The organism is Pseudomonas sp. F2 (assembly GCF_057174385.1).
Map to the genome: position 1 here is coordinate 4447413 of NZ_CM169904.1, position 20364 is coordinate 4467776.

The following is a 20364-nucleotide window of genomic DNA, read 5'->3' on the forward strand; positions in this document are numbered from 1 at the left end:
GCAATGAAGTGTGCGCCTTCTACATAGATGACTGCCTATTCGGCGCACAGTTCGCTGAAACTCATTTCAATGACCGTCCTTGAGCTTGAGCAATGGCTCCTGAAACCGCAGCAGCCGTCCGGCATTGCCCAACACCAGCAACGTACTGAGGTTGTGCAGCAGCGCGGCGATCATCGCCCCGGCCGCGCCGAGCCAGCCGAAGGCGGCGAAGACGACAATCGCCAGTGTCCAGCCCAGACCGATGATCACGTTAACCTGCAAGGTTCGTCGGCATTGGCGGCTGAGCCGCACACAAGTACCGAGGCGGCGCAGATCACTGCCGATCAAGACGATATCCGCCGAGGCCAGCGCAATGTCAGCGCCGTCCGCGCCCATTGCGACACCGACCACACCAGCCTTCAGTGCCAGCGAATCATTGATGCCGTCGCCCACCACCATCGGCCGATAACCGTTGTCGATTTCCTTCAGTACGCGGTTGAGTTTGTCCTCGGGCAGCGCCTGCGCTTCCAGCTCTTGCAGGCCGACCTCGCGGGCCAGGGTCTGAGCAACACTTTGGCGGTCGCCCGTCAGCAGCAACTGGCGACCCAGACCGAGCTCGCGCAATTCGCTGAGGGCAAAGCGGGCTTCCGGTTTGACGCTGTCGGCCAGCAACAGCCAGGCGACAAATTCGCCGTTCAGTGCCAATCCGGCAATCGGCCCGTCGTGCTCGGGAACGGTGGTGGTGACGATGCCCAGTTGCGCGAACAACTCGAGCCGGCCCAACGCCGCCTCGCCTTGGGCGGTCGTGGCGACTACACCGAGACCCTGACGCTCATGAATATCCGTCAGCGGCAGGCTCTGGTCCTGACTGACCAGCCCGGCCAACGCGCGGCTGACCGGATGGCTGCTGGCCGCCCCGAGGCTGGCGGCCAGTGTCATCACCGAGGCCTGATCCAGCCGTGGGCTGCTGATCGATTGCAAACGCAAAGTGCCGTAAGTCAGCGTGCCGGTTTTGTCGACCACCAGTGAAGTGAGATCTGCCAACTCCTCAAGGAACGCCGAACTGCGAATCAGAATGCCGTGGCGCGCCGCCACCGCCACACCGGCAATCGCTGTGGCCGGTGCCGACAGCACCAAAGCGCAGGGACATGCCGCCACCAGCACCGCGAGCATCGCCTGCGCGTCATGGGTGATAAACCAGGTCACCGCCGCCAGCAGCAACACCAGCACCATGTAGCTACCGGCATAGCGCTCAAGCAGGCGCGTGATGGGCGGCTTCGAGCGCTCGGCGTTCTGCATCAGCGCAATGACTTTGCCCAGCGTCGATTGATCGCCGGTACGGGTCACCTCGATGCGCAGCAAGCCATCGAGGTTGATCGCGCCGCCAAACACCGTCATGCCCACCGCCGTTTCCACCGGAACCGACTCACCGGTAATCGACGCTGTGTCGAGGCTGGCCTGGCCGAACAACACTCGGCCATCCGCTGGCACCCGATCTCCGGCGCGCACCTCTACCGTGTCGCCGGGTTTCAGCGTGCCGTTATCGACTTCGATGATCGAGCCATCGGTCTGAATCTTGCGCGCGTGACTGCGGGTCAACTGGCCGAGGGCGTGAATCGCTTCCTGCGAGCCGATCACGCTGCGCTCTTCCAGCACGTGGCCGAAGATCATGATGATCGGCAGCAACGCGGCGGTCAGCAGATCGCCGGTCGCCCAGGCACCAAGCATCGCCAGGGCAATCAGTTGATCGGTGATGCCGTGCAGGCTCGGATAACGCAGGCTGTACCACGCCGAGCGCATCACCGGCACCGCCACCAATAGAGAAGCGAAACCCAGCAGCAACTGACTGACACCGGTTTGCTCCGGTAACAGCCAGCGCCAGAGCAGACCGAGGCCGAGCAAGCCAAGGGCGAGCATCGCCAGGGTCAATTGCCGTGCGGCGCGGCGCTGTTCGGCCGAGGACAACAGGCTCGGTGCGGCAGTGGTCGCAGTCATTTACTGGCTCCCTGAATGATCAGGCGGGAATCGTCTTTTGGATCGACCGTGGTCACTGAACCGGCCTGGCCGAGAATCTTCGGCATGCGTTCACGGTACAGCCGCAGGAGCATCTGCGGGTCCGTACCCTGTTGTTGCGCCTTGGCCAGGCTCAGCACCGTGGCGGTGTCGGCAGCGGCTTTTGCCAGCCGTTCGCTGGCCTGCGCGTGGGCCACTTGCAGGGTGCGGTCGGCTTGTTCATTGGCGGTCTGGGTGAGTTTTTCTGCTTCGGTGCGTGCATTGGCGACGGCTTTGTCGGCTTGCTGGCTGGCGGTCAGAACCGCATTAAAAGCGCTGACCGCAGGATCCGGCAGACTCGACTGCACGTCGACCCGCGCCACTTCAATGCCGATGCCCTGCCCGCTTGCCTTCAACTCAGCCAAGCGCTTGTTGATGCCTTGCACCAGATCACCGCGCAGACGCTCACGTCTTTCGGCGGCCTGGTTATCAGCACCGATCAACTCCGGACGGGCGACCAGAATCGTGTCCAGATCCCGCGCGGCGGTCAAAGCCACAGCGCTGCGGGTGACCAGCCGATCCAGCGCCGGCAGCACATGATCACCCTGCAGGACGAAGTCGTAAGGGTCGGTCACTTTGTAAAACACCCGCACATCCAGTTGCACCACGCCGGCGTCCCCCGTCAGCAAGTAACCGGAACCGGCCAGGGCATCGCTCAGCGGTGTGGCGAAAGTCGCTACACGATCAGCCTTGATCGCCTCGCTGCTGCGCAGCAGGTTTTCCACTCGGCGCTCAATCACCCGATCCGCTGCCGGTAGTAAAACCACCTGCTCGAACGGCTGCGGCCAGGCCAGCAACAGCCCGGCATCCTGAATACGCTGCAGCGCGCCAAAATGCAGTACCACGGCCCGATTTTGCGGATCGATCTGCCGCACATTGGAAAATGCCCAAGCCAACGCAGCCAATACCGTCACAGCATACAAGGCGAAAAACGCCAAACGTCCGGCCTGAATCCACGGACTGCTCAGCGAATGTGTTCCACGTGGAACTTCATCACTCATGGCTGCGATCCGGATTTATTTTCGACATTCGGCGGGCCGTCCACCAGCACACGGAATGGTGCGGCGTCGGTACGCAGGATCAGCTTGGTGTCCGGCGTGACGATAGTGCCCAGGGTGTCCAGCGAACGCAGCAGGTTGTACAACTGCGGCGATCCAGCGTAGGCACGGCCATAAATTTGCGCCGCTTCGACTCGGGATTGCGCTTCGATTTCTGCGGCTTTAACTGTCGCGTCAGCCTGAACAATTCGTGCATCGCGCTCGGCGGCAGATCGAATTTGCGCCGCTTCTCGCTTGCCGATGGCGGTGCGTTCGGTGGCAATTGTTTCACGCTCGGCGCGCATCCGATCGACCGTGGCGGTGAGCGTGACCGAAGGCAAGGTCAGGCGTTCGATGCCCACCTGCACCACACGCACACCGTAAGTGGCCAGCAACTGCTGGTCGATCTGCTGACGCAGTTGCGCTTCGAAATCGGCAATACGCACTTTGCCGGCATCGGTATTCACCAGATCCGCCAGGTCGAAACTGCTGGCGGTGGTTTCCAGCGCCGAGCCGACAAAGGTGCGAATCTGCCGCGCCGCTTCGTCCGGCTGGTTCTGCACCGCGCGCATGAAACGCTGCACGTTGTCCGGATCACCCTGCACCTGCCACGCCACGTAGGCCTGAACGATGATGCGCAAACCGTCGCGGGTACCGACGTCCTGTAAACCGCTGGAAGTGGTACGCAAGCGCAGGTCTACCGGGATCGCCGCTTCGAACGGTGCCGGCCAGCGCCAGCTCAAACCCGGCTCAAGCAGCACCCGCGAGGGATTACCGAAACGGGTGATGACCGTGGCCTCCCCCGAGCGCACTTGCACCAGGCTCGCCGCCGCGATGGCAAACCCCACCAGCAACAGTGCCCAGCCCATCCGCCGCCAAGGGAACGGTCCCGCGTCTTCCGGCGCACCGTGGTGATGGTGATGATGCCCATGATGATGGTGATGCCCGGCGTGGCCGTGATCGTGGCCGCTGTGGTCATGGGAATCGTGAGTGTGCGACTGGCTCAAGGGGCAACTCCTGGTTGAGCGGTGGTGCGCGCGGGCGTCGGATCAGCCGGCAGCGTGAACGTACGCAGGTCGATAGTCGGCGCATTGCTGCTGCCGCCTAATCGGTGGTCGAGTACCAACAGTTTGGCTTTGCTCAGACCGTGGCTAAGTTGGCTGAGGTATTGCTCCAGCACGAATGCCTGACCAGCGCTGGCATAAGCTTTCTGTTCAGCGCTGAACTTCAGGTCTGCCGCCTGCGCCGTGGCGTTGATTTCACGAGCGCTGGCACTGGCCTGATCACGGGCAAGGCTGGCCTGCAACAACGCCTGGTTACTGGCTTCAGCCGCCGCACCGCGCTCACGGGAGATCAACGCCTGAGCGCCGATCTGTGCCGCTTGCACACCGTGATAAGCGTTGGCGGCGCCGGCTGGCGGGTGAATCGCTTCGACCACGGTGGCGAGAATTTCCACACCGCTGTTGAGCTTCTGCAGATCGCCTTGCACCGCGCGACCGATTTCTTCGCCCAGCCCTACCCGGTCAGCACCGAGCAGACCGTCGAGGGTACGCGAGGCAAAATCGTGCACCAGAATCCGGCTCGCGGTGCTGCGAATCAGCGTCGGCACATCGGCATTGTTGTAAGTCGCGGCCAAAGCATCCTGATCACTCAGACCAATGCGATAAACGAAGCGCACGTCCATGTTGACGATCTGAAAGCTCTGCTGATCGCCACGGCTGCTGGCGATCACTTGGGATTTGTCGTTAACGTGGCTGGCATCCCACAAGCGGTTGGCGGTCAACGGCGCCGGGCCTTCGGCAGGCTCAGCCTGGGTTGGCGCCGGAGCATCGCCGACGCTGGTTGCCAATTCGTGCACCACGCCGTTCTCGACGCTCAATACACGGCCCAGTGGCCACGGCAAACCGGCGTGCAAGCCAGGGCCAAAGACTTGTACCGGTTTGCCGAAGCGCTCGTAGATACCGCGCCCCTGCAGCGGGATTTCGTGGATCCCGGTCAGCAGCCAGCCGACGGCGGCGACCAGCGCCAGCACCGGCAGAAAAGCGCGGCGCATGTAGCTGAACGCCCAGATCTGGCGCAAATCGATGCCGAAACGGTTGTGCAATTCGTGCTGCAAAGCGAGTAACGGCTGTGGTGGCCAACGCAGCATATCGGCAACAAAACTGCGCGCCAGCAGGGTCGGTTCCAGCTGCTCGCGTCGAGGGCTGAACACCGACAGAACTGCGCGCAATAGCAACTCGATCGCGACCGATCCCGGCAGGATCCCGATGAGAACCGCCAGCCGCACCGGCCACACGGAAGTTTCACTGGCAAACAACAGGCACATCGCACCCAGTACCAGACTGATGATCGCGACGCGCGACAGTTGTGCGAGCGAACCGGCTTCCGGCCATTGCGCCGGATTCTCCTGAGCCAGTTGCCGCTCCAGCACCAACAGGCCGAAACCCAACAGCAACATCAGCACGGCGCCCACCGTGGCCGACAGCCCAACCGCAGCGGGCGGCAACGCAAGGTTCCAGACTTGTTCGATGCCGATAATCGCCAGCACCGACCAGCCGCCCAGCCACAACGTGGCCGCGCCAATCTGACCGAGCAGGTGCAGACCGCGCTGACTCAAATGCTCCAGCAACCGTTCGTACCAGCCGTCAGGAGCGGTTTGCTCGACCTCGTTCAGCGGTTGCTGCGCCACTGGGTGCATGACCCGTGCACGCCATTGAGTCACCCACCACGCCGACTGCAGTCCGGCGACCAGCACCAGCAACGCCGCGCCCAGATTCACCAGCAAGGCCGGCCATATCGATTGCGCGGCAAACAGCTCGACAAACAACGCCAGCACCCACCCTGCCCCGGCCAATCCACCGAGGCCAAAGGCCAGACGGCGCAATCGTCGCCCCTGCGCAGCCGCTTGCTGAAAGCGCGGCAACCCGGTCACTTGCGTGCCATCGACATCCAGATCGACTTGCATATCACCCCAAAGCCATTGATTCACCGGTCCAATCGTTACGATATAACGAAAAGCGTGAAATATTCGTACACAAATTCGCTTATCTAAAGATGCGCAACCTGTCGCTTGCCTGAAGCCTTGACCGAAATGTCCGGAAACGCACATATTACGTTCGTAATTTTAATCGCCTACTACTTTTAGCGATCCGCATCCCCAACGAGGAGCAAGAGCATGAGTCACTACGACGTGGTCATTCTGGGCGGCGGCCCCGGTGGTTATAACGCGGCGATCCGCGCCGGCCAGTTGGGCCTGAAAGCCGCGTGTGTGGAAGGCCGCGCCACCCTCGGCGGCACGTGCCTGAATGTCGGCTGCATGCCGTCCAAGGCCTTGCTGCATGCTTCGGAGCTGTACGACGCGGCCATGGGTGCGGAGTTCGCCAACCTCGGCATCGAGGTCAAACCCACGCTCAACCTCGCGCAAATGATGAAACAGAAAGACGACAGCGTGAGCGGCCTGACCAAAGGCATCGAGTTTCTGTTTCGCAAGAACAAGGTCGACTGGATCAAAGGCTGGGGCCACATCGAGGGTCCGGGCAAAGTCACGGTGACCGACGATCAGGGCAACACGACCGAGCTGAGCGCCAAGGACATCATCATTGCCACCGGCTCCGAACCCACGCCCCTGCCCGGCGTCGAGATCGACAATCAGCGCATCCTCGACTCCACTGGTGCACTGTCGCTGAGCGAAGTACCGAAGCATCTGGTGGTCATCGGTGCCGGAGTGATCGGCCTGGAGCTGGGCTCGGTCTGGCGGCGTCTCGGCGCCCAGGTGACCGTGGTCGAATACCTCGACCGCATCTGTCCGGGCGTCGATGCCGAGGCCGGCAAGACCCTGCAGCGTTCGCTGAGCAAGCAAGGCATCAGCTTCAAATTGAGCTCGAAGGTCACCAGCGCCACGCCCTCGGCCAACGGAGTGCAACTCAGCGTCGAACCTGCAGCGGGCGGCAGCGCCGAGTTACTGGACGCCGACTACGTACTGGTCGCGATCGGCCGGCGCCCGTACACCAAAGGCCTGGGCCTGGAGAACGTCGGCCTGAGCACCGACAAGCGCGGCATGCTCGCTAACCGCCAGCACCGCACCGAAGTCAATGGCGTCTGGGTAATCGGCGACGTAACGTCCGGGCCGATGCTCGCGCACAAAGCTGAAGACGAAGCGATGGCCTGTGTCGAACAGATCGTCGGCAAGGCCGGCGAGGTCAATTACGACTTGATTCCCAACGTCATCTACACCCGGCCGGAACTGGCCAGCGTCGGCAAGACCGAAGAGCAACTGAAGGCCGAAGGACGTGCCTACAAAGTCGGCAAATTCCCGTTCACCGCCAACAGTCGGGCGAAGATCAATCACGAAACCGAAGGCTTTGCCAAAGTCCTCGCCGACGAACGCACAGACGAAATCCTCGGTGTGCACCTAGTCGGCCCGAGTGTCAGCGAAATGATTGGTGAATATTGCGTGGCCATGGAGTTCAGCGCCTCGGCCGAAGACATCGCGCTGACCTGCCATCCGCACCCGACCCGCTCCGAGGCGCTGCGTCAGGCGGCGATGAATGTCGAGGGGATGGCGACGCAGATGTAGGTGGTCACCCAAACTCTGTGGGAGCAACCCGCTCTACAGCGGCAGATGCCCCAACGGCAACGCCCCCGGCGTCTTCACGGTGTGAATTGCAAAGTTGCTGCGAATGTCACTCACCCCCGGCAGCTTCAGCAGGCAGCCGCTGAGAAAGCGGTCATACGCGCGCAGGTCCGGCACCACCACTTGCAACAGAAAGTCCGATTCCCCGGACACCAGAAACGCTGAAATCACCTCCGGCAGTGCCGTGACCGCCGCGTAAAAGGCTTCGGCCTGTTCATCGTTGTGGCGCTCGAACTTGACCCCGACAAACACCGTCAGCCCCAACCCCACCTCATCGCGATCGAGGTTGGCCTGATAGCCACGAATCACCCCGGCCTCCTCGAGCATCCGCACCCGACGCAGGCACGGTGACGCCGACAGGCCGATCTCATCCGCCAGTTCGACGTTGCTCAGCCGGCCGTTGCGTTGCAGCGCCGCGAGAATCTTGCGGTCAAAAGCGTCGAGTTTCATGGTTGGCAGATCCTGCTGGTCAAGGGGCAAAAAGAAAGCAGGTTATGCCAATCCTGTGGCTTTTTGAAGCTGACTTCGCAAGCACCTGCCCCGCCCTTGCGCCCTAAACTTTGCTCACCGAATCGACAACGAAAGGGCTGCGACATGACAAGTATCTGGCTGTTTTTTCTGGCATTGGCGGTGGTCTTCCTGTTGCCGGGGCCGGACATGATCCTGTTGCTGCAAACCGGTGCCCGCCAGGGTCGCGGTGCGGCGCTGGCAACCGCCGTTGGCCTGGCGATCGCCCGGGGCTGTCACGTGGCATTGGCGGCATTGGGTCTGGCGGCGCTGTTCAAGGCAGCGCCGTGGACGTTTGATCTGGTGCGCCTGGCTGGGGCGGCGTACCTGCTGTGGATCGGCATTCAATGCCTGCGCAGCAGCTTGCTGCCGAACCTGAACACGCCTGCCGTGACACACACCCAAGGGCAATGGCGCGAGGCGATTCGCCGTGGCCTGCTGACCAATCTGCTCAATCCCAAGGCGTTGCTGTTCTGCTCAGTGCTGTTGCCGCAATTCATCGTCAATGACGGCGCAGCTGTGCTGACCCAGTTTGCCACCCTGGGTGTTCTGCTGGTGGGCGTCGGGCTGCTGTTCGACAGTGCCTATGCCCTGACCGGCGCCGCGCTGGGTCGTTGGCTGCAACACAGTCCTACTGCCCAACGCGTCCAGCAATGGCTGTTCGGCAGCCTGTTGATCGGCTTTGCCGTGCGCCTGACGTTTATCCAGCAGGCTTAGGGCTTGCGCGCCTTGCGCCGACGACTGAGCAACACCAAGGCGCCCGCACTGAACAGCACCAGGACACCGACCACCGGCCATTTGTACGGACGCAACGTATTGCGTACGGCATCGGTCACCTGGGTGACGTAACGCTTGTCGGCGTTTTCGAAATCCGGGTACGGGCACTGATTGCCGAAGTCCACCGCCCAAGGCACGTACGGGCCTTCGTTGACGTAGCGTCGATACAACGCGCTCTGTTCTTCAAGGCTGCTGTTGAAACCGGCGGCATTGCACAACACCGCAGCAAACGCCTGACTGGTGTGCGGCAAGTTGTCGGCAGCCCGGCTGGCCAGCGCGGTGGCGACAAAACGGTAGTGATAACGCTCGTCCGGTTGCGCCTGGCTGGCCTTCTGGCGCTGGACTTCAGCCTCGGCCACCAGCGGCCCGACTTTCAGCTCGGTGTTTTCCAGACTGTAGCTGCCGCCGAACGTGGCGTAATCCGGCGCCATCTCGTAACCGAGAATGTCCATGCCCCATTCACGTGCGGTCCACGCCGCGTTGTACAAGGCGCTGGCGCGTTTGGTCGGCCACCACGCAGCGTCGGCCTTCATTCGTTGTTCGCCATAGAGCCGGGCCTTGTGCTGCAGATCCGGATTGTCGAAATAGCCGACCGCTTCCTCGTAATGCCCTTCTCGCAGCAAGCGCCGTCCCAGCAGATTGCGCAGGCTGGCGGCGACCGGCAGCGGCACGTAGTTGTCGCGCTGCTGTTGGGTCAATGCCGGCGGCGCCGGTACGTTGTCATCGACATAGCGCTTGAGCTCATCGACCGTCAGCACGCGCTCGGCCACCGTTGCCGCGTCGAACCAGTAGATGCTGTTGCTGCGATACAACTGCACGAACGCTTGCAGGTATTCGCCACGTTGCAGCGCCAGAATCGCGCTCTCACCCTCGACCCGGCATTTCGGCTGGACGGTTTCGAAGTCCCAGTCCGGGGTGCGCCGGTAGCCCCAATCCTCGCTCTGCGGGAAAGCCTGCGCAGCTTTGGCATAGGCGGCAGCCGCGGCATTTTTATCACCGTCACGCACCGCCAGCTTGGCCCGCAACCACCACGCCAAGCCGCCGTCACCGGCGTTTTCAAGGAAGGCTTTGGCGCTGGCGTAATCACCTTGTTGATAGTTCATGGCCGCCAGTCGATCGGCGTTTTCCAGGCTGCCACGGGTGCTGTTCTGCAACAGCTTGATCAGCTTCTTCTCGTTCGGCGGTTGTTCGTCGAACGACCAGCCCATCCGGCTGATCAACGAGGCGGTAACCAATTGCTGCACAGCCTTGCGCTCCAGCAACTTGGCCAGTTGCGGCTCGGGCAGTTCGGCCAGCTCATTCATCAGTTGTTTCAGCGAGGTATAACCCACGGCCGAGCCGTGCAGGTTCTGCGCTTCGTACAATTCGATGGCGCCGTTCCAGTCACCGGCGTTGCGCAGCACTCGCGCCTCCTCACCGAGACTGGCGACACCGAGTTCCAGAGGATCGCTGAAGCCATCGATGCTCAATTGTCGTGCCTGACGGAAGGCTGCGCGTGCGTCCTCCAGCACTTCGATGACATCGCCCGCCTCGGCACTCATGGCAAACCAGGCGCGGCCCAGGGAGTACGCCGCCCAAGTGCTGCGCAGCGGACGCTGATCGGCCGGCAGCGCCAGCACTTTGTTGAAGTATTCGATCGCCAGCGAATGATCGCCAGTGGCAAACGCCACCGCGCCGGCCACGTACAAGCGGATTTCCGCCGGCAGGCTGGCGCCCTGCGCCTCGACCTGACGCGCATCGGTCAGGCCGCGCAGTTGCTTGACCAGTGCTTGTTGCTCGGCGCTCAGACCCACCTGTTCGGCTTTTTCGCGAAGCGCCGCAGGTTCGTTCTCGTCGCCGTACATGTCATCGGGATTGTGCGTCGCGGCGGTAACGCTCTTCAGTCCGGCAATGGTTTTGCCGAGGCGGCTGATCTCGAAGTTGAAGTTGCCCTCCGGCAGCTCGGCCAGGCTTTGCCCACGATTGTCGAGCAGGCGCATCGGAAAGTCCGGGCCGCAGGCCAGCGCCGAACCCAGCGGCAGGCTGAGGCTCAGGCAGAGCAGATGGCGGGGCCAGTTACGGGTCAACATGCGAACCTCCTTGATCAATAAATGCACAGCGCGCCCAACCGATGGCGCGTTGTCCACCCGCCGGCAGACGACCGTCGCGCAGGCGGGTGAAGGTAAGCAGATCCGCGCTTTGTTGCAACGCGTAACCGGCGAGCGCATCGGCGCCCTCGCAAGCGCTGGCCTTGACGGTGATACGCGTGGGCCAGGCACTGTCGAGATTACCGACATTGCGCAGGGCGATGTCCTGCAAACCATCGTGGTCGCTGAACGTCAGACCGAGCCGGCTGCTCAACGTATCGCCAAGGGCCACAGCGCGCAGCGTACTGAGACTCCAGGCGCGGCGATCATTGGGTAGCGGCAGACGAAACCAGATCAACCCGGCCAGATGTTCCGGGCGATCCTCGCGCATGTCACTAGCCAGCCGGCTCAATTGTTGAGGATCGGCGAGCAATTCGCGCCGCTGGCCGCCGCGCTCGAGTGGCACTTCACTTTCCACCACCGGAACGCCATCGGCATCCGGCAGCAGCGCCACGCCGTAGGCCGGCAGCGCCAGATAAAACGGTTTGTCGCTCACCCGCCCCCAGGCCTTGGCCCAGCGCCGCGCCTGCTCGGGGTCGAACAGACCACGACGCGGATCGCTGACCGCGTGCACCTGCAGCACACTGCTGTCGACGCTCGCCAGCAGTGCCGGCAGTTGCGAACTGTCGAGCCACGCCGGCAACGCAGTGATGCTCAGCGGCAAGTTGGCCGGCAATGCACCACGCAGACGCACGAGAAATTCGCTATACGCCGGCAGACGCGCATTACCGGCGTCGTGATCGATCTCGACCCCGCTCACCGTCAGGCCCTGCGCTTGCCAGTCAGCCAGCATCTGAAGGATCTGTGTGTTCACCTGTCGCTGATCGAGCGCCTTGAGCTGACCGTCGAGACGAACCACCGCAATCAGCGGTCGGCCATCGCGCTTGAGCAACGGCGCATCGATTTGCGCCCGATGCCAGCCGTCATTGGGGAATGCCTGCAAGGCCAGCACGCGCAATGTCGAGAAGCTCTCGCGGCTTTCGCGCAGGGCGGCGTCATGGGCCGGCGTCCATTGACGTTGCCAGATATAAAGTTGTTGATCGAGGGCGGGGGCATCCTGCCGCTCGCAAGCAGCGAGCAGCAGCGTTGCCGCGATCAAAATCGAAAAGCCGAACCGCATGAAATGCTTATTCCCTGCCAATACAAAAATGCAGGGTACACAAATCCCTGGAGGAGCGACTCAAGGCTTGCGGGCAATGATCACCTGACTCTTCGCCACGACCGCGTCCAGCGCCTGCTTGATCTGCGCACCACGGGGGGAATCGAGCACCGCTTGCCAGGTGTTGGCCCAATGCTCGAGCAACGGGTGATCAGGGTTGCTGAAATCGACCTTGGCTTCCCAGAACAACAGCATCCACATCGACCAGTAAAAACCGTACTGGCTGTGGCTGATGATCTCCAGCCCGGCGTCGCTGACCAGCGTCTTGAACTGATCTTCACTGATGATGCGAATGTGGTTGGGCTTCTGGAAATACTCCGGCGCCGCAATGTCCTTCTGCAAATCTTCCGAGCTTGGGTGCGGCACGCTCAGCAGGTACAGCGCACCGGACTGGCCGACCCGCACCAGCTCGGCGAGAAACCGCGTCGGGTCGTCGACGTGCTCGATGACTTCGGTGGAGACCACTCGGGTAGCGGTGCCGTCGGCGATCGGCAACGGATTACAGTCGGTGACATGGCACTCGACGCTGCGCGCCGGGGTATCGCTCAGGCGTTGGCGGGTGGCCTCGACCTTGGCGCCGTCGATGTCGGCGATGATGATCTTCGCCCCGCGCATGCCGCAAAAATGCACGTTGCCGCCGTCACCACAGCCGACATCGAGCAAGGTGTCATCGGCGGTCACCGGGAAGCCCTTGAACAGCTCGCCGGTCTCCTGGTTGAACCAGCCGCTGAGCTTGGCATCGTAGAGGCCGAGCATGTACGGATCGACCTTGTCCGCCACCGGGGCGACGGGTTGCGCGGGGGCCGGTGCAGGCGTCGCCGCCGTGAGTTTTTTCAATAGGCTCAGCATGAGGTGGCTCCGGGGGTTGAAACGGCAGTTCGGGACGTGTCGAGGCGCCGCACCAGGGCGGCACCGCGATTGCGCATCGGCATTTCGATGAAGCGGTAGTTCAGCTCGCTGAGCAGCACGATCAGGCCGAAGGCGATCAGCACAGTCAGCATCGGGTGCCCGGCCGGGCTCGGCAAACCGGCAGCCTGCAGACGGAAAGTCAGCTCCCGCACCAGCAGATAGGCCGGGATATGAATCAGGTAAATGCCGTAGGAACGACTGCCGATCCACGCCATCAGCCGCTGCAAATGGCCCGCTGGCAGCAGGTAATCGCGGTTGTAAGAAGCAATCCACACCAGCAGCGCGCCGAGCATGGCAATCGAACCGATGCGGTAAGGCGCGAAGGTGAAACGGTCGGTGGCCATGAAACTCATCAGCAGTGCCACGCCGATCAGCACCGATACCCCGGCCCACGGCCGCCGCAGAAACGTCGGCTGCCAGCGCTGCCAGGAAGGTTGCGCGCTCCACAGCGCCAGCAGCACGCCGAGCGCCAGGGCATCAGTGCGCACCACCATCAGCAACGGTGTGCGCAGGGTGAACAGTTGCACCGCCACCAGCGCCAGCAAGGCCCAGACCAGATGCTTGCGGCACAGCACAATCAGCAGCGGGAACAGCAGGTAGAACTGCTCCTCCAGCGCCAGGCTCCAGTAGACAAAACTGCTGCCGTATTCGTAATGAAAAAAGCTGTCGGCAAAACGGAAATTGGCGTACTGCAACACCCCCGCCAGCGTCGCCTGCAAGTTGGCGTGCAAGCTGCCAAAGGCCCCGGAGCGGTTGAGAAACACGCACGCCAGCAAGATCAGCGCCAGCCACAACCAGGCCGACGGCAACAGGCGAAACACCCGGCGCAGCCAGAAATTGCGCGTCTGCTGCCAGCACTCCTGACGCGTCGTGCAGCCTTGCAGCGCGGGGATCAGGCTGCGCGCGATGACGAAGCCGGAGATCGCGAAAAACAGATCAACGCCCCACCACGGTTGCGCCCAGGCGTGAATGTTTTCCAGCAGCGGCACCGTGTCGGTGAACAGGCTGCCCTGCAAGTGATGGAACAGCACGCCGAGCACGGCGATGGCACGCAGCACCTCGATGTCCATGATCCGCCTGGCGCTCATGGCTGGCCCGCGGTGCAGGTTTCGCCAGCCAGCGGTTTGCGGGCGATGATCACTTGGCTCTTGGGCATGAAGCGGTCGAGCATCTGCTTGATTGCCAAACCGTCGGGCTGCGCCAGCAGGTCTTGCCAGGTCCGTGCCCAACTTTCCATCAACGGCGGGTACGGCGCCTGAATCCGGTCGCGTACCGCGCCACCGAGGTCCCGGCCGGCAGCGCGCTCGCTGGCCCAGAAGAAGATCATGCCCATCACCCAGAAGAAGCCGCTGGCCTGCCGATGCTCGATCACCAGCCCAGCGTTCTCCACCAGTTCGGCAAAGCGCTGCTCGGTGAAAATCTGCACATGGTTGGGCGTCTGGTAATAACTGGCCGGGGCGATGCCTTGTTGCAGGTGCTCGCCCACCGGCGCCGGCACGCTCAGCAGATACTGCGCACCGGGGCGGCCCATGCGCACCAGTTCGGCCATGAACGGTTCCGGCTGATCGATGTGCTCCAGCACTTCCATGCACACCACTTTGCTCGCACATCCGGCGGCCAGCGGCAATGGCAGGCTGTTGCTGACCAGCCCCAGGCTCGGTTGGTTGCTCTGCACCTCGACCTGCCGGGCCAGATCGCGGACCTTGTCATGTTCGCTGTCGGTGAAGATCACCGAGGCGCCCTGCCGCACAGCGAACAGCGTCGCCACGCCCTCGCCGCAACCGACGTCGAGCAAGGTGTCGTCAGCCGTGATCGCGAAGCCCTTGAGCAACTCACCGCTGCCCGGCAAAAACCAGCCGTCGAGAATCGCGTCATGCAACCCCACATCCCGTGGCGAGACCTGCGCGCTTGGCGCAGGTGCAGGTGCAGCAGGCGACGGAACCGGGAGCAAGCGTGCGAGCAGACGCCGGATCATGCGCCCGAGGCTTCCACGGGGAACGGCTTGAGGGCCTGCGCACGCTGCGCAAAAAACCTCCGCAGGCGTTCTTCTGCACTCGCCTGACTGCAGAACTTCTGCAGGTTGTGAACGGCATGCCCGGACATTCGCGCATAGCGTTCGACGTCGTTTTTCGCCACCTCATAACTGTCGCGGTACGCAGCGCACAACGAGTCCCAATCGGTCATGTAGCGCAAGGTACGGTAAGCCGCGCGTGGGTCGTGAGGCCAAGCCGTAAGCTCGTCGGTGGAATCAACGATGAACGCGTTGTCGCTGTCGACGTAATCGGCCATCGCCGTATTCAGCGGGGCGATCGCCGGTTTGCCGCAGGACATGAACTCCATCAGCGGCAGGCACTGCCCTTCGCCATAGGAGCTGTTGACCACATAGCTGGTGGCCTGCACCAGCGCTTCGTAGTCGGCGTCCGCCAGATAACCGTGGATCAGCACGATCCGGCACTGGTAGGACTGGTTCTTGTACAGGTGATGCAGCATGTCATTCAGGGCATTGGCGATGTCATGGTGCGTGAGCTTCAGCACCAATGTCGCATCGGCGACGTCACGGAACGTGGTGCAGAAGGCACTGATCATGTCCTGCCAGTTCTTGCGCCCGTCGTACGGGTTGAACACCGAGGTGTAGACCACGCCGTCCAGTTGCAGTTGGCAGTCCTGCGGTGGCCCGGCAAACGACATTGGCGTGCCTTCGCGCAACCCCGGCGGACCGTACGCGCGCAGATCCACCGTGCGGCTGTCGAGCAACAGGCCACGCAACTTCAACTGCACCGCTTCGACCACAGGCTGCTTGCGCAACTGCGCACCGCGTGCGGCAAAACGGTCCCAGACTGGCGCGGGTATCGCGCAGATCGGATAGTCCGCGCCCATCACGTCGCAGACTGCGTTCACCGTGAAACTCGAATGGGTAATCGCCATGCCGCAGGCGTTCAACACCACGCGCCAGTCGTGACGTGGCTCGCCGTGCCAGCTTTCGGTGGGGATGGTGCTGAATTCCCAGGCAAATACCGGGATGGTCGGGCAGGCGTAATGAATCGGTGTGCGATGCGGTGGCGAGAACGACAGGAACACGCACGCTTCGCCACGGCTCAGACAATCGAAGTACAGGCGATCAACCAGTTCGTCCGGGTTGCTCACTTCAATGACTTGCCCAAGGCGTTCCAGCACCGGGCGGAATTCCTTGAGCACGAAGTAATAGCTGTACTCGGGCCGGCCGAGGTTCTGCTGGATGTTGCTCTTGTTGGTTTCCGAATGAATGATGATCAGCATGATGCAGTCCCCGCCTCGGCGATCAGCTGTGGGCTTGCACTCGGCGTCAGTTGAAAAAACTGCGCCAGACGCTGCTGCACCGGAGCAAAACTGCAGTACTCGCGCATGCGCTCATTGGCCGCCAGGGCCATGGCCTGATAAGCCACCGGATCGTTTTTGGCCATGGCGTAACTGTTTTCGTAGGCGGTTTTCAACGAGCCCCAATCCGGACGATGGCGCAGGGTGCGGTAGAGGATCCGCACGTCATCCGGCCAGATCGTCGGCTCACGGCCGGACTTGACGATGAAACCGACGCGCTCGTCGATGTAGTCGTGCATTGCCGTGTGGTCCGGCGCGATCACCGGACGAGCGCAGGACATGAATTCCATCAGTGGCAGGCACAAACCTTCGCAGCGGGACGCGTTGACGTAGAAACTGGCAGCACCGTACAGCCTGGCGAACTCTTGGTCTTCCAGGTAGCCGTGCATGACCACCACCCGGCAGGCGAAAGGCGACAGCTGCGACAACAAGGTAATCAGGTGCACGTAGTAAGTCGCCAGATCGTTCTGCGTCATCTTCAGCACCAGCGTGGCATCTTCGACATCGCGCATGGCCCAGCAGAACGCCGTGATCAGGTGATGCCAGTTCTTGCGTCCGTCTTCAGGGTTGAACACGCTCACATAGACCACACCGCTGACCTCGGTCTGTACCGTGGCACTGATGTCCGGCAGGCTGGCCTGCGGATGCTCGACCACCGGCGGTGTTTCGACGATGACGGCCGGCGGCAACGGCTCGGGGGCCGGGCTACGTAACCGGAAGAGCTGGCGGCGCAGGGCGAGCGGCAGCAAGTCGCGAACGGCTTCGCGATACCACAACAACAGATTGTGCTTGAGCAAAAACAGCGGCCCGTGGTCAGTCGGGGTCGCGGCGGCGCGATAACTTTCGCGCAGGTAGTGTTTGGTGATGAACGCACGTCGGCGCAAGGTCAGTGGCGGTAACGGCGCTGCTTCGGGCGTAACCACCGCGGCGGGCTGCGGCTCCTGTACATCGACAGCGGGTGCGATCAGCCCATCGGCGGACAACCCGAGCGTGCGGCTATCGATAATGCAGCCCTTGATCTGCAACACCGTGCCTGGGTTGACCGGCGCAGCAGGGTACTGCTGGCGCACCCCGGCAAAGCCTTCCCACAACGGTGTCGGCAATATCAGGACCGGGAAATCTTCGCCCATGGTCCGGCGAATGGCTTGTGCCGTGTGACTGGACAACGTGATCGCCCGACCGTGGCGGGCCAGGATCTGGCTCCAGTCATGCCGGGCATCTTCATGAGGGTCATCCGGGATCGAGTCGTACTCCCACGCGATCACGCAGACCACGGGGCATTGCAGGTCGGTCGGGGTTTTATGCGGCGGCGCAAACGAAAGAAAAAGGCAGTCCTGACCGGCCAGTTGCAACTGCCGATACAACGGGTCGACTTCGGCCGCCGACGACACGACGTGCACCTGTCCAAGGCTTTCCAGCACAGGACGGTAGGCCTTGAGCACGAAGTAATAGCTGTATTCCGGACGCCCCAGACTCTGGCTGATGGAGCGGTCATTGACGTCCGAGTAAAGAATGAAATTCATGGCATCCCACGGTGACACCACCATCCCGGCAGTTTCACGCTATGACGACCAGGCGCTGAATCGAGTCGGGATCACCGCTGCTCGTCCTTCGTCCTGAGCTCGTCTTCGTTCTTGTTTTAGTGGCTGGTTTCACCCTGTTGCGCAATTACCCCGGCGAACCTGGGGAGATGGCGACGAGGGCCATTCTAAACACATCCTTTGCGAATCCGGGAACCGCCCGACAAGAATAAATAGGGCTACGCTGACGAGAACTGACCGGTCACGGTTTGCGCTGTTGAAATTGCCGATCATTTGGCACAGATTGGTAACAAATAACTACAACAACGACTTTGCCGATTGTCCTGCCGGTCTTTCTCATCCGGCCTGACAGACTTTTCCCCAAAGCCTATGGGAAAGTGGCGAAGGTTAAAGACCAAGGGGTCAGTGTTTGAAAAAGCGTCTGTTCATCACGGGCCTCAGTGGGTTCGTGGGACAACATCTCCAGTCGCATCTGGAACAGCCTGGCTCGACGTGGGAACTGCTGCCTGCGGGGGCGCCTTACGATCTCACGGCTGCGACCAGCCTCACCGATCTGTGGCCACAATTGCCCGACGCGGTGATTCACCTGGCCGGTCAGACCTTCGTTCCCGAAGCTTTCCGTGACCCGGGCCGAACGCTCGAAATCAATCTGCTCGGTACCCTCAATCTGTTGCAGGCCCTCAAGGCCCGCGGTTTTCGCGGGACGTTCCTGTATGTCAGTTCCGGCGACGTCTATGGACAAGTCGACGAGAGCGCCCTGCCCATTACCGAACTGCAACCGCCCTGCCCGCGCAATCCATACGCGGTGAGCAAACTGTCGGCAGAGTTTCTCAGCCTGCAGTGGGGCCTGAGTGAAGGCTGGCCAGTGCTGGTGGCGCGGCCGTTCAATCACATCGGCAGCGGGCAGAAAGACAACTTTGTCATCGCCAGTGCTGCACGCCAGATCAACCGCATCAAACAAGGCCTGCAAGCCGCGCAACTGGAAGTCGGCGACATTGACGTCACGCGCGATTTCCTCGATGTCGGCGATGTGATCTCGGCGTATTTCGCTCTGCTGGAAAAGGGTACGCCGGGGCAGGTCTACAACATTTGCTCGGGCCGCGAGCAAAGCATCCGCAGTTTGATCGAGCAAATGGCCGACCTTGCCGAGGTCGACCTGCAACTGGTCCAGGATCCGGCGCGCATGCGCCGCGCGGATCAGCGTCGCGTTTGCGGCAGTCATGCAAGGCTTGCCCAAGTCACGGAATGGGCGCCGAAAATTACAACACAACAATCCTTGCGGGCGATCCTGTCCGACTGGGAGCAGCGAGTACGACAAGAATGAAAAGTGCACTGATCACAGGGATCACCGGCCAGGACGGCGCTTATCTGGCCAGACTGCTGCTCGACAAGGGCTACAAGGTTCACGGTCTGGTCGCACGGCGCAGCAGCGATTCACGCTGGCGCCTGCGCGAGATGGGCGTCGAAGGCGACATCGTCTACCTGGACGGTGACATGGCCGATGCCTGCTCGGTGCAGCGCGCGGTGATCAAGTCGGCGCCGGACGAGGTCTACAACCTGGCCGCACAAAGCTTCGTCGCCGCGTCCTGGAATCAACCGGTGACCACCGGCATCGTCGATGGCCTGGGCGTGACCCACCTGCTCGAGGCGATCCGCCAGTTCAGCCCGCACACCCGTTTCTATCAGGCCTCGACCAGCGAAATGTTCGGTCTGATCCAGGCTGAGCAACAGGACGAGAACACGCCGTTCTACCCGCGCAGCCCCTATGGTGTCGCCAAGCTCTACGGCCACTGGATCACCGTCAACTACCGCGAAAGTTTCGACCTGCACGCCAGCAGCGGCATCCTGTTCAACCACGAATCGCCACTGCGCGGCATCGAATTCGTGACGCGCAAGGTCACCGACGCCGCTGCCCGGATCAAACAGGGCAAGCAGCAGGAACTGGCCTTGGGCAACATCGACGCCAAACGCGACTGGGGCTTTGCCGGTGACTACGTCGAAGCCATGTGGCTGATGCTGCAGCAGGACAAACCTGACGATTTTGTGGTCGCCACCGGCGTCACCACCACCGTGCGCGAGATGTGCCGCATCGCTTTCGATCACGTCGGTTTGAACTACCGCGATTACGTGAAGATCGACCCGGCGTTCTTCCGCCCCGCCGAAGTCGAAGTGCTGCTTGGCAACCCGGCCAAGGCGCAGCGCGTGCTGGGCTGGAAACCGAAAACCGACCTCGACACTCTGATCCGCATGATGATGGATGCGGACATGAAACGCGTCGCCAAGGAGTAGG

At 62.2% G+C, this 20364-nt stretch carries 16 protein-coding genes; 4 read left to right on the forward strand and 12 right to left on the reverse strand.

The annotated features are described in order from the left end of the window. Positions 1–66: 66 nt before the first annotated feature. The 4 genes from AC193Q_RS20085 to hflK (AC193Q_RS20100) are packed head-to-tail and all read right to left on the reverse strand — an operon-like array spanning position 67 to position 6033. Positions 67–1974, reverse strand: coding sequence for a cation-translocating P-type ATPase (locus AC193Q_RS20085; protein ID WP_121182838.1), 1908 nt, complete (start codon positions 1972–1974; stop codon positions 67–69). Beyond that, the gene (hflK, locus tag AC193Q_RS20090) at positions 1971–3032 is read right to left on the reverse strand and encodes a protease modulator HflK (protein WP_121182840.1); all 1062 of its coding nucleotides are present in this window, start codon (positions 3030–3032) and stop codon (positions 1971–1973) included. The genes AC193Q_RS20085 and hflK (AC193Q_RS20090) overlap by 4 nt, the downstream gene beginning before the upstream one ends. Beyond that, positions 3029–4075 (reverse strand): protease modulator HflC, encoded by a 1047-nt coding sequence (gene hflC, locus AC193Q_RS20095; RefSeq protein ID WP_041073820.1) that lies wholly within the window; start codon positions 4073–4075, stop codon positions 3029–3031. Before hflC ends, hflK (AC193Q_RS20090) begins: the two co-directional genes overlap by 4 nt. Continuing rightward, positions 4072–6033 carry a protease modulator HflK gene (hflK, locus tag AC193Q_RS20100; RefSeq protein WP_121182842.1) on the reverse strand — a complete coding sequence of 654 codons (1962 nt, stop codon included), beginning with the start codon at positions 6031–6033 and terminating at the stop codon, positions 4072–4074. Before hflK (AC193Q_RS20100) ends, hflC begins: the two co-directional genes overlap by 4 nt. Positions 6034–6243: 210 nt before the next feature. Here hflK (AC193Q_RS20100) and lpdA point away from each other — a divergent pair, with 210 nt between their 5' ends. Next, positions 6244–7644, forward strand: coding sequence for a dihydrolipoyl dehydrogenase (gene lpdA / locus AC193Q_RS20105; protein ID WP_121182844.1), 1401 nt, complete (start codon positions 6244–6246; stop codon positions 7642–7644). Between the two features lie 33 nt (positions 7645–7677). Here the strand turns inward: lpdA and AC193Q_RS20110 are convergent, their stop codons facing one another. Continuing rightward, complete coding sequence (locus AC193Q_RS20110; protein WP_121182846.1) at positions 7678–8151, reverse strand: Lrp/AsnC family transcriptional regulator; 474 nt, start codon at positions 8149–8151, stop codon at positions 7678–7680. 144 nt (positions 8152–8295) lie between these two features. Here AC193Q_RS20110 and AC193Q_RS20115 point away from each other — a divergent pair, with 144 nt between their 5' ends. Continuing rightward, a complete protein-coding gene (locus AC193Q_RS20115) occupies positions 8296–8925 on the forward strand; it encodes a LysE family translocator (protein WP_121182847.1) in 630 nt (209 codons plus the stop codon). Here AC193Q_RS20115 and AC193Q_RS20120 read toward each other — a convergent pair. The 7 genes from AC193Q_RS20120 to AC193Q_RS20150 are packed head-to-tail and all read right to left on the reverse strand — an operon-like array spanning position 8922 to position 18056. Beyond that, positions 8922–11054 carry a hypothetical protein gene (locus tag AC193Q_RS20120; RefSeq protein WP_483878724.1) on the reverse strand — a complete coding sequence of 711 codons (2133 nt, stop codon included), beginning with the start codon at positions 11052–11054 and terminating at the stop codon, positions 8922–8924. The genes AC193Q_RS20115 and AC193Q_RS20120 overlap by 4 nt on opposite strands. Then, positions 11041–12231 (reverse strand): DUF3142 domain-containing protein, encoded by a 1191-nt coding sequence (locus AC193Q_RS20125; protein ID WP_121182851.1) that lies wholly within the window; start codon positions 12229–12231, stop codon positions 11041–11043. The genes AC193Q_RS20120 and AC193Q_RS20125 overlap by 14 nt, the downstream gene beginning before the upstream one ends. Before the next feature lie 60 nt (positions 12232–12291). Continuing rightward, a complete protein-coding gene (locus AC193Q_RS20130) occupies positions 12292–13119 on the reverse strand; it encodes a class I SAM-dependent methyltransferase (protein ID WP_121182853.1) in 828 nt (275 codons plus the stop codon). After that, positions 13113–14267 carry an acyltransferase family protein gene (locus tag AC193Q_RS20135; protein WP_121182855.1) on the reverse strand — a complete coding sequence of 385 codons (1155 nt, stop codon included), beginning with the start codon at positions 14265–14267 and terminating at the stop codon, positions 13113–13115. The genes AC193Q_RS20130 and AC193Q_RS20135 overlap by 7 nt, the downstream gene beginning before the upstream one ends. After that, complete coding sequence (locus AC193Q_RS20140; RefSeq protein ID WP_483878725.1) at positions 14264–15154, reverse strand: class I SAM-dependent methyltransferase; 891 nt, start codon at positions 15152–15154, stop codon at positions 14264–14266. The genes AC193Q_RS20135 and AC193Q_RS20140 overlap by 4 nt, the downstream gene beginning before the upstream one ends. After that, positions 15151–16455, reverse strand: a complete 1305-nt coding sequence (locus tag AC193Q_RS20145) for a glycosyltransferase (protein WP_121182859.1) — start codon at positions 16453–16455, stop codon at positions 15151–15153. The genes AC193Q_RS20140 and AC193Q_RS20145 overlap by 4 nt, the downstream gene beginning before the upstream one ends. Further along, a complete protein-coding gene (locus AC193Q_RS20150; protein WP_121187682.1) occupies positions 16449–18056 on the reverse strand; it encodes a glycosyltransferase in 1608 nt (535 codons plus the stop codon). Before AC193Q_RS20150 ends, AC193Q_RS20145 begins: the two co-directional genes overlap by 7 nt. A 427-nt stretch (positions 18057–18483) precedes the next feature. On the opposite strand from AC193Q_RS20150, the gene AC193Q_RS20155 reads away from it, so the two are divergent. Next, a complete protein-coding gene (locus tag AC193Q_RS20155; protein ID WP_121182861.1) occupies positions 18484–19398 on the forward strand; it encodes a GDP-mannose 4,6-dehydratase in 915 nt (304 codons plus the stop codon). Next, positions 19395–20363 carry a GDP-mannose 4,6-dehydratase gene (gmd, locus tag AC193Q_RS20160; RefSeq protein WP_007960806.1) on the forward strand — a complete coding sequence of 323 codons (969 nt, stop codon included), beginning with the start codon at positions 19395–19397 and terminating at the stop codon, positions 20361–20363. The genes AC193Q_RS20155 and gmd overlap by 4 nt, the downstream gene beginning before the upstream one ends. Position 20364 lies beyond the last annotated feature (1 nt).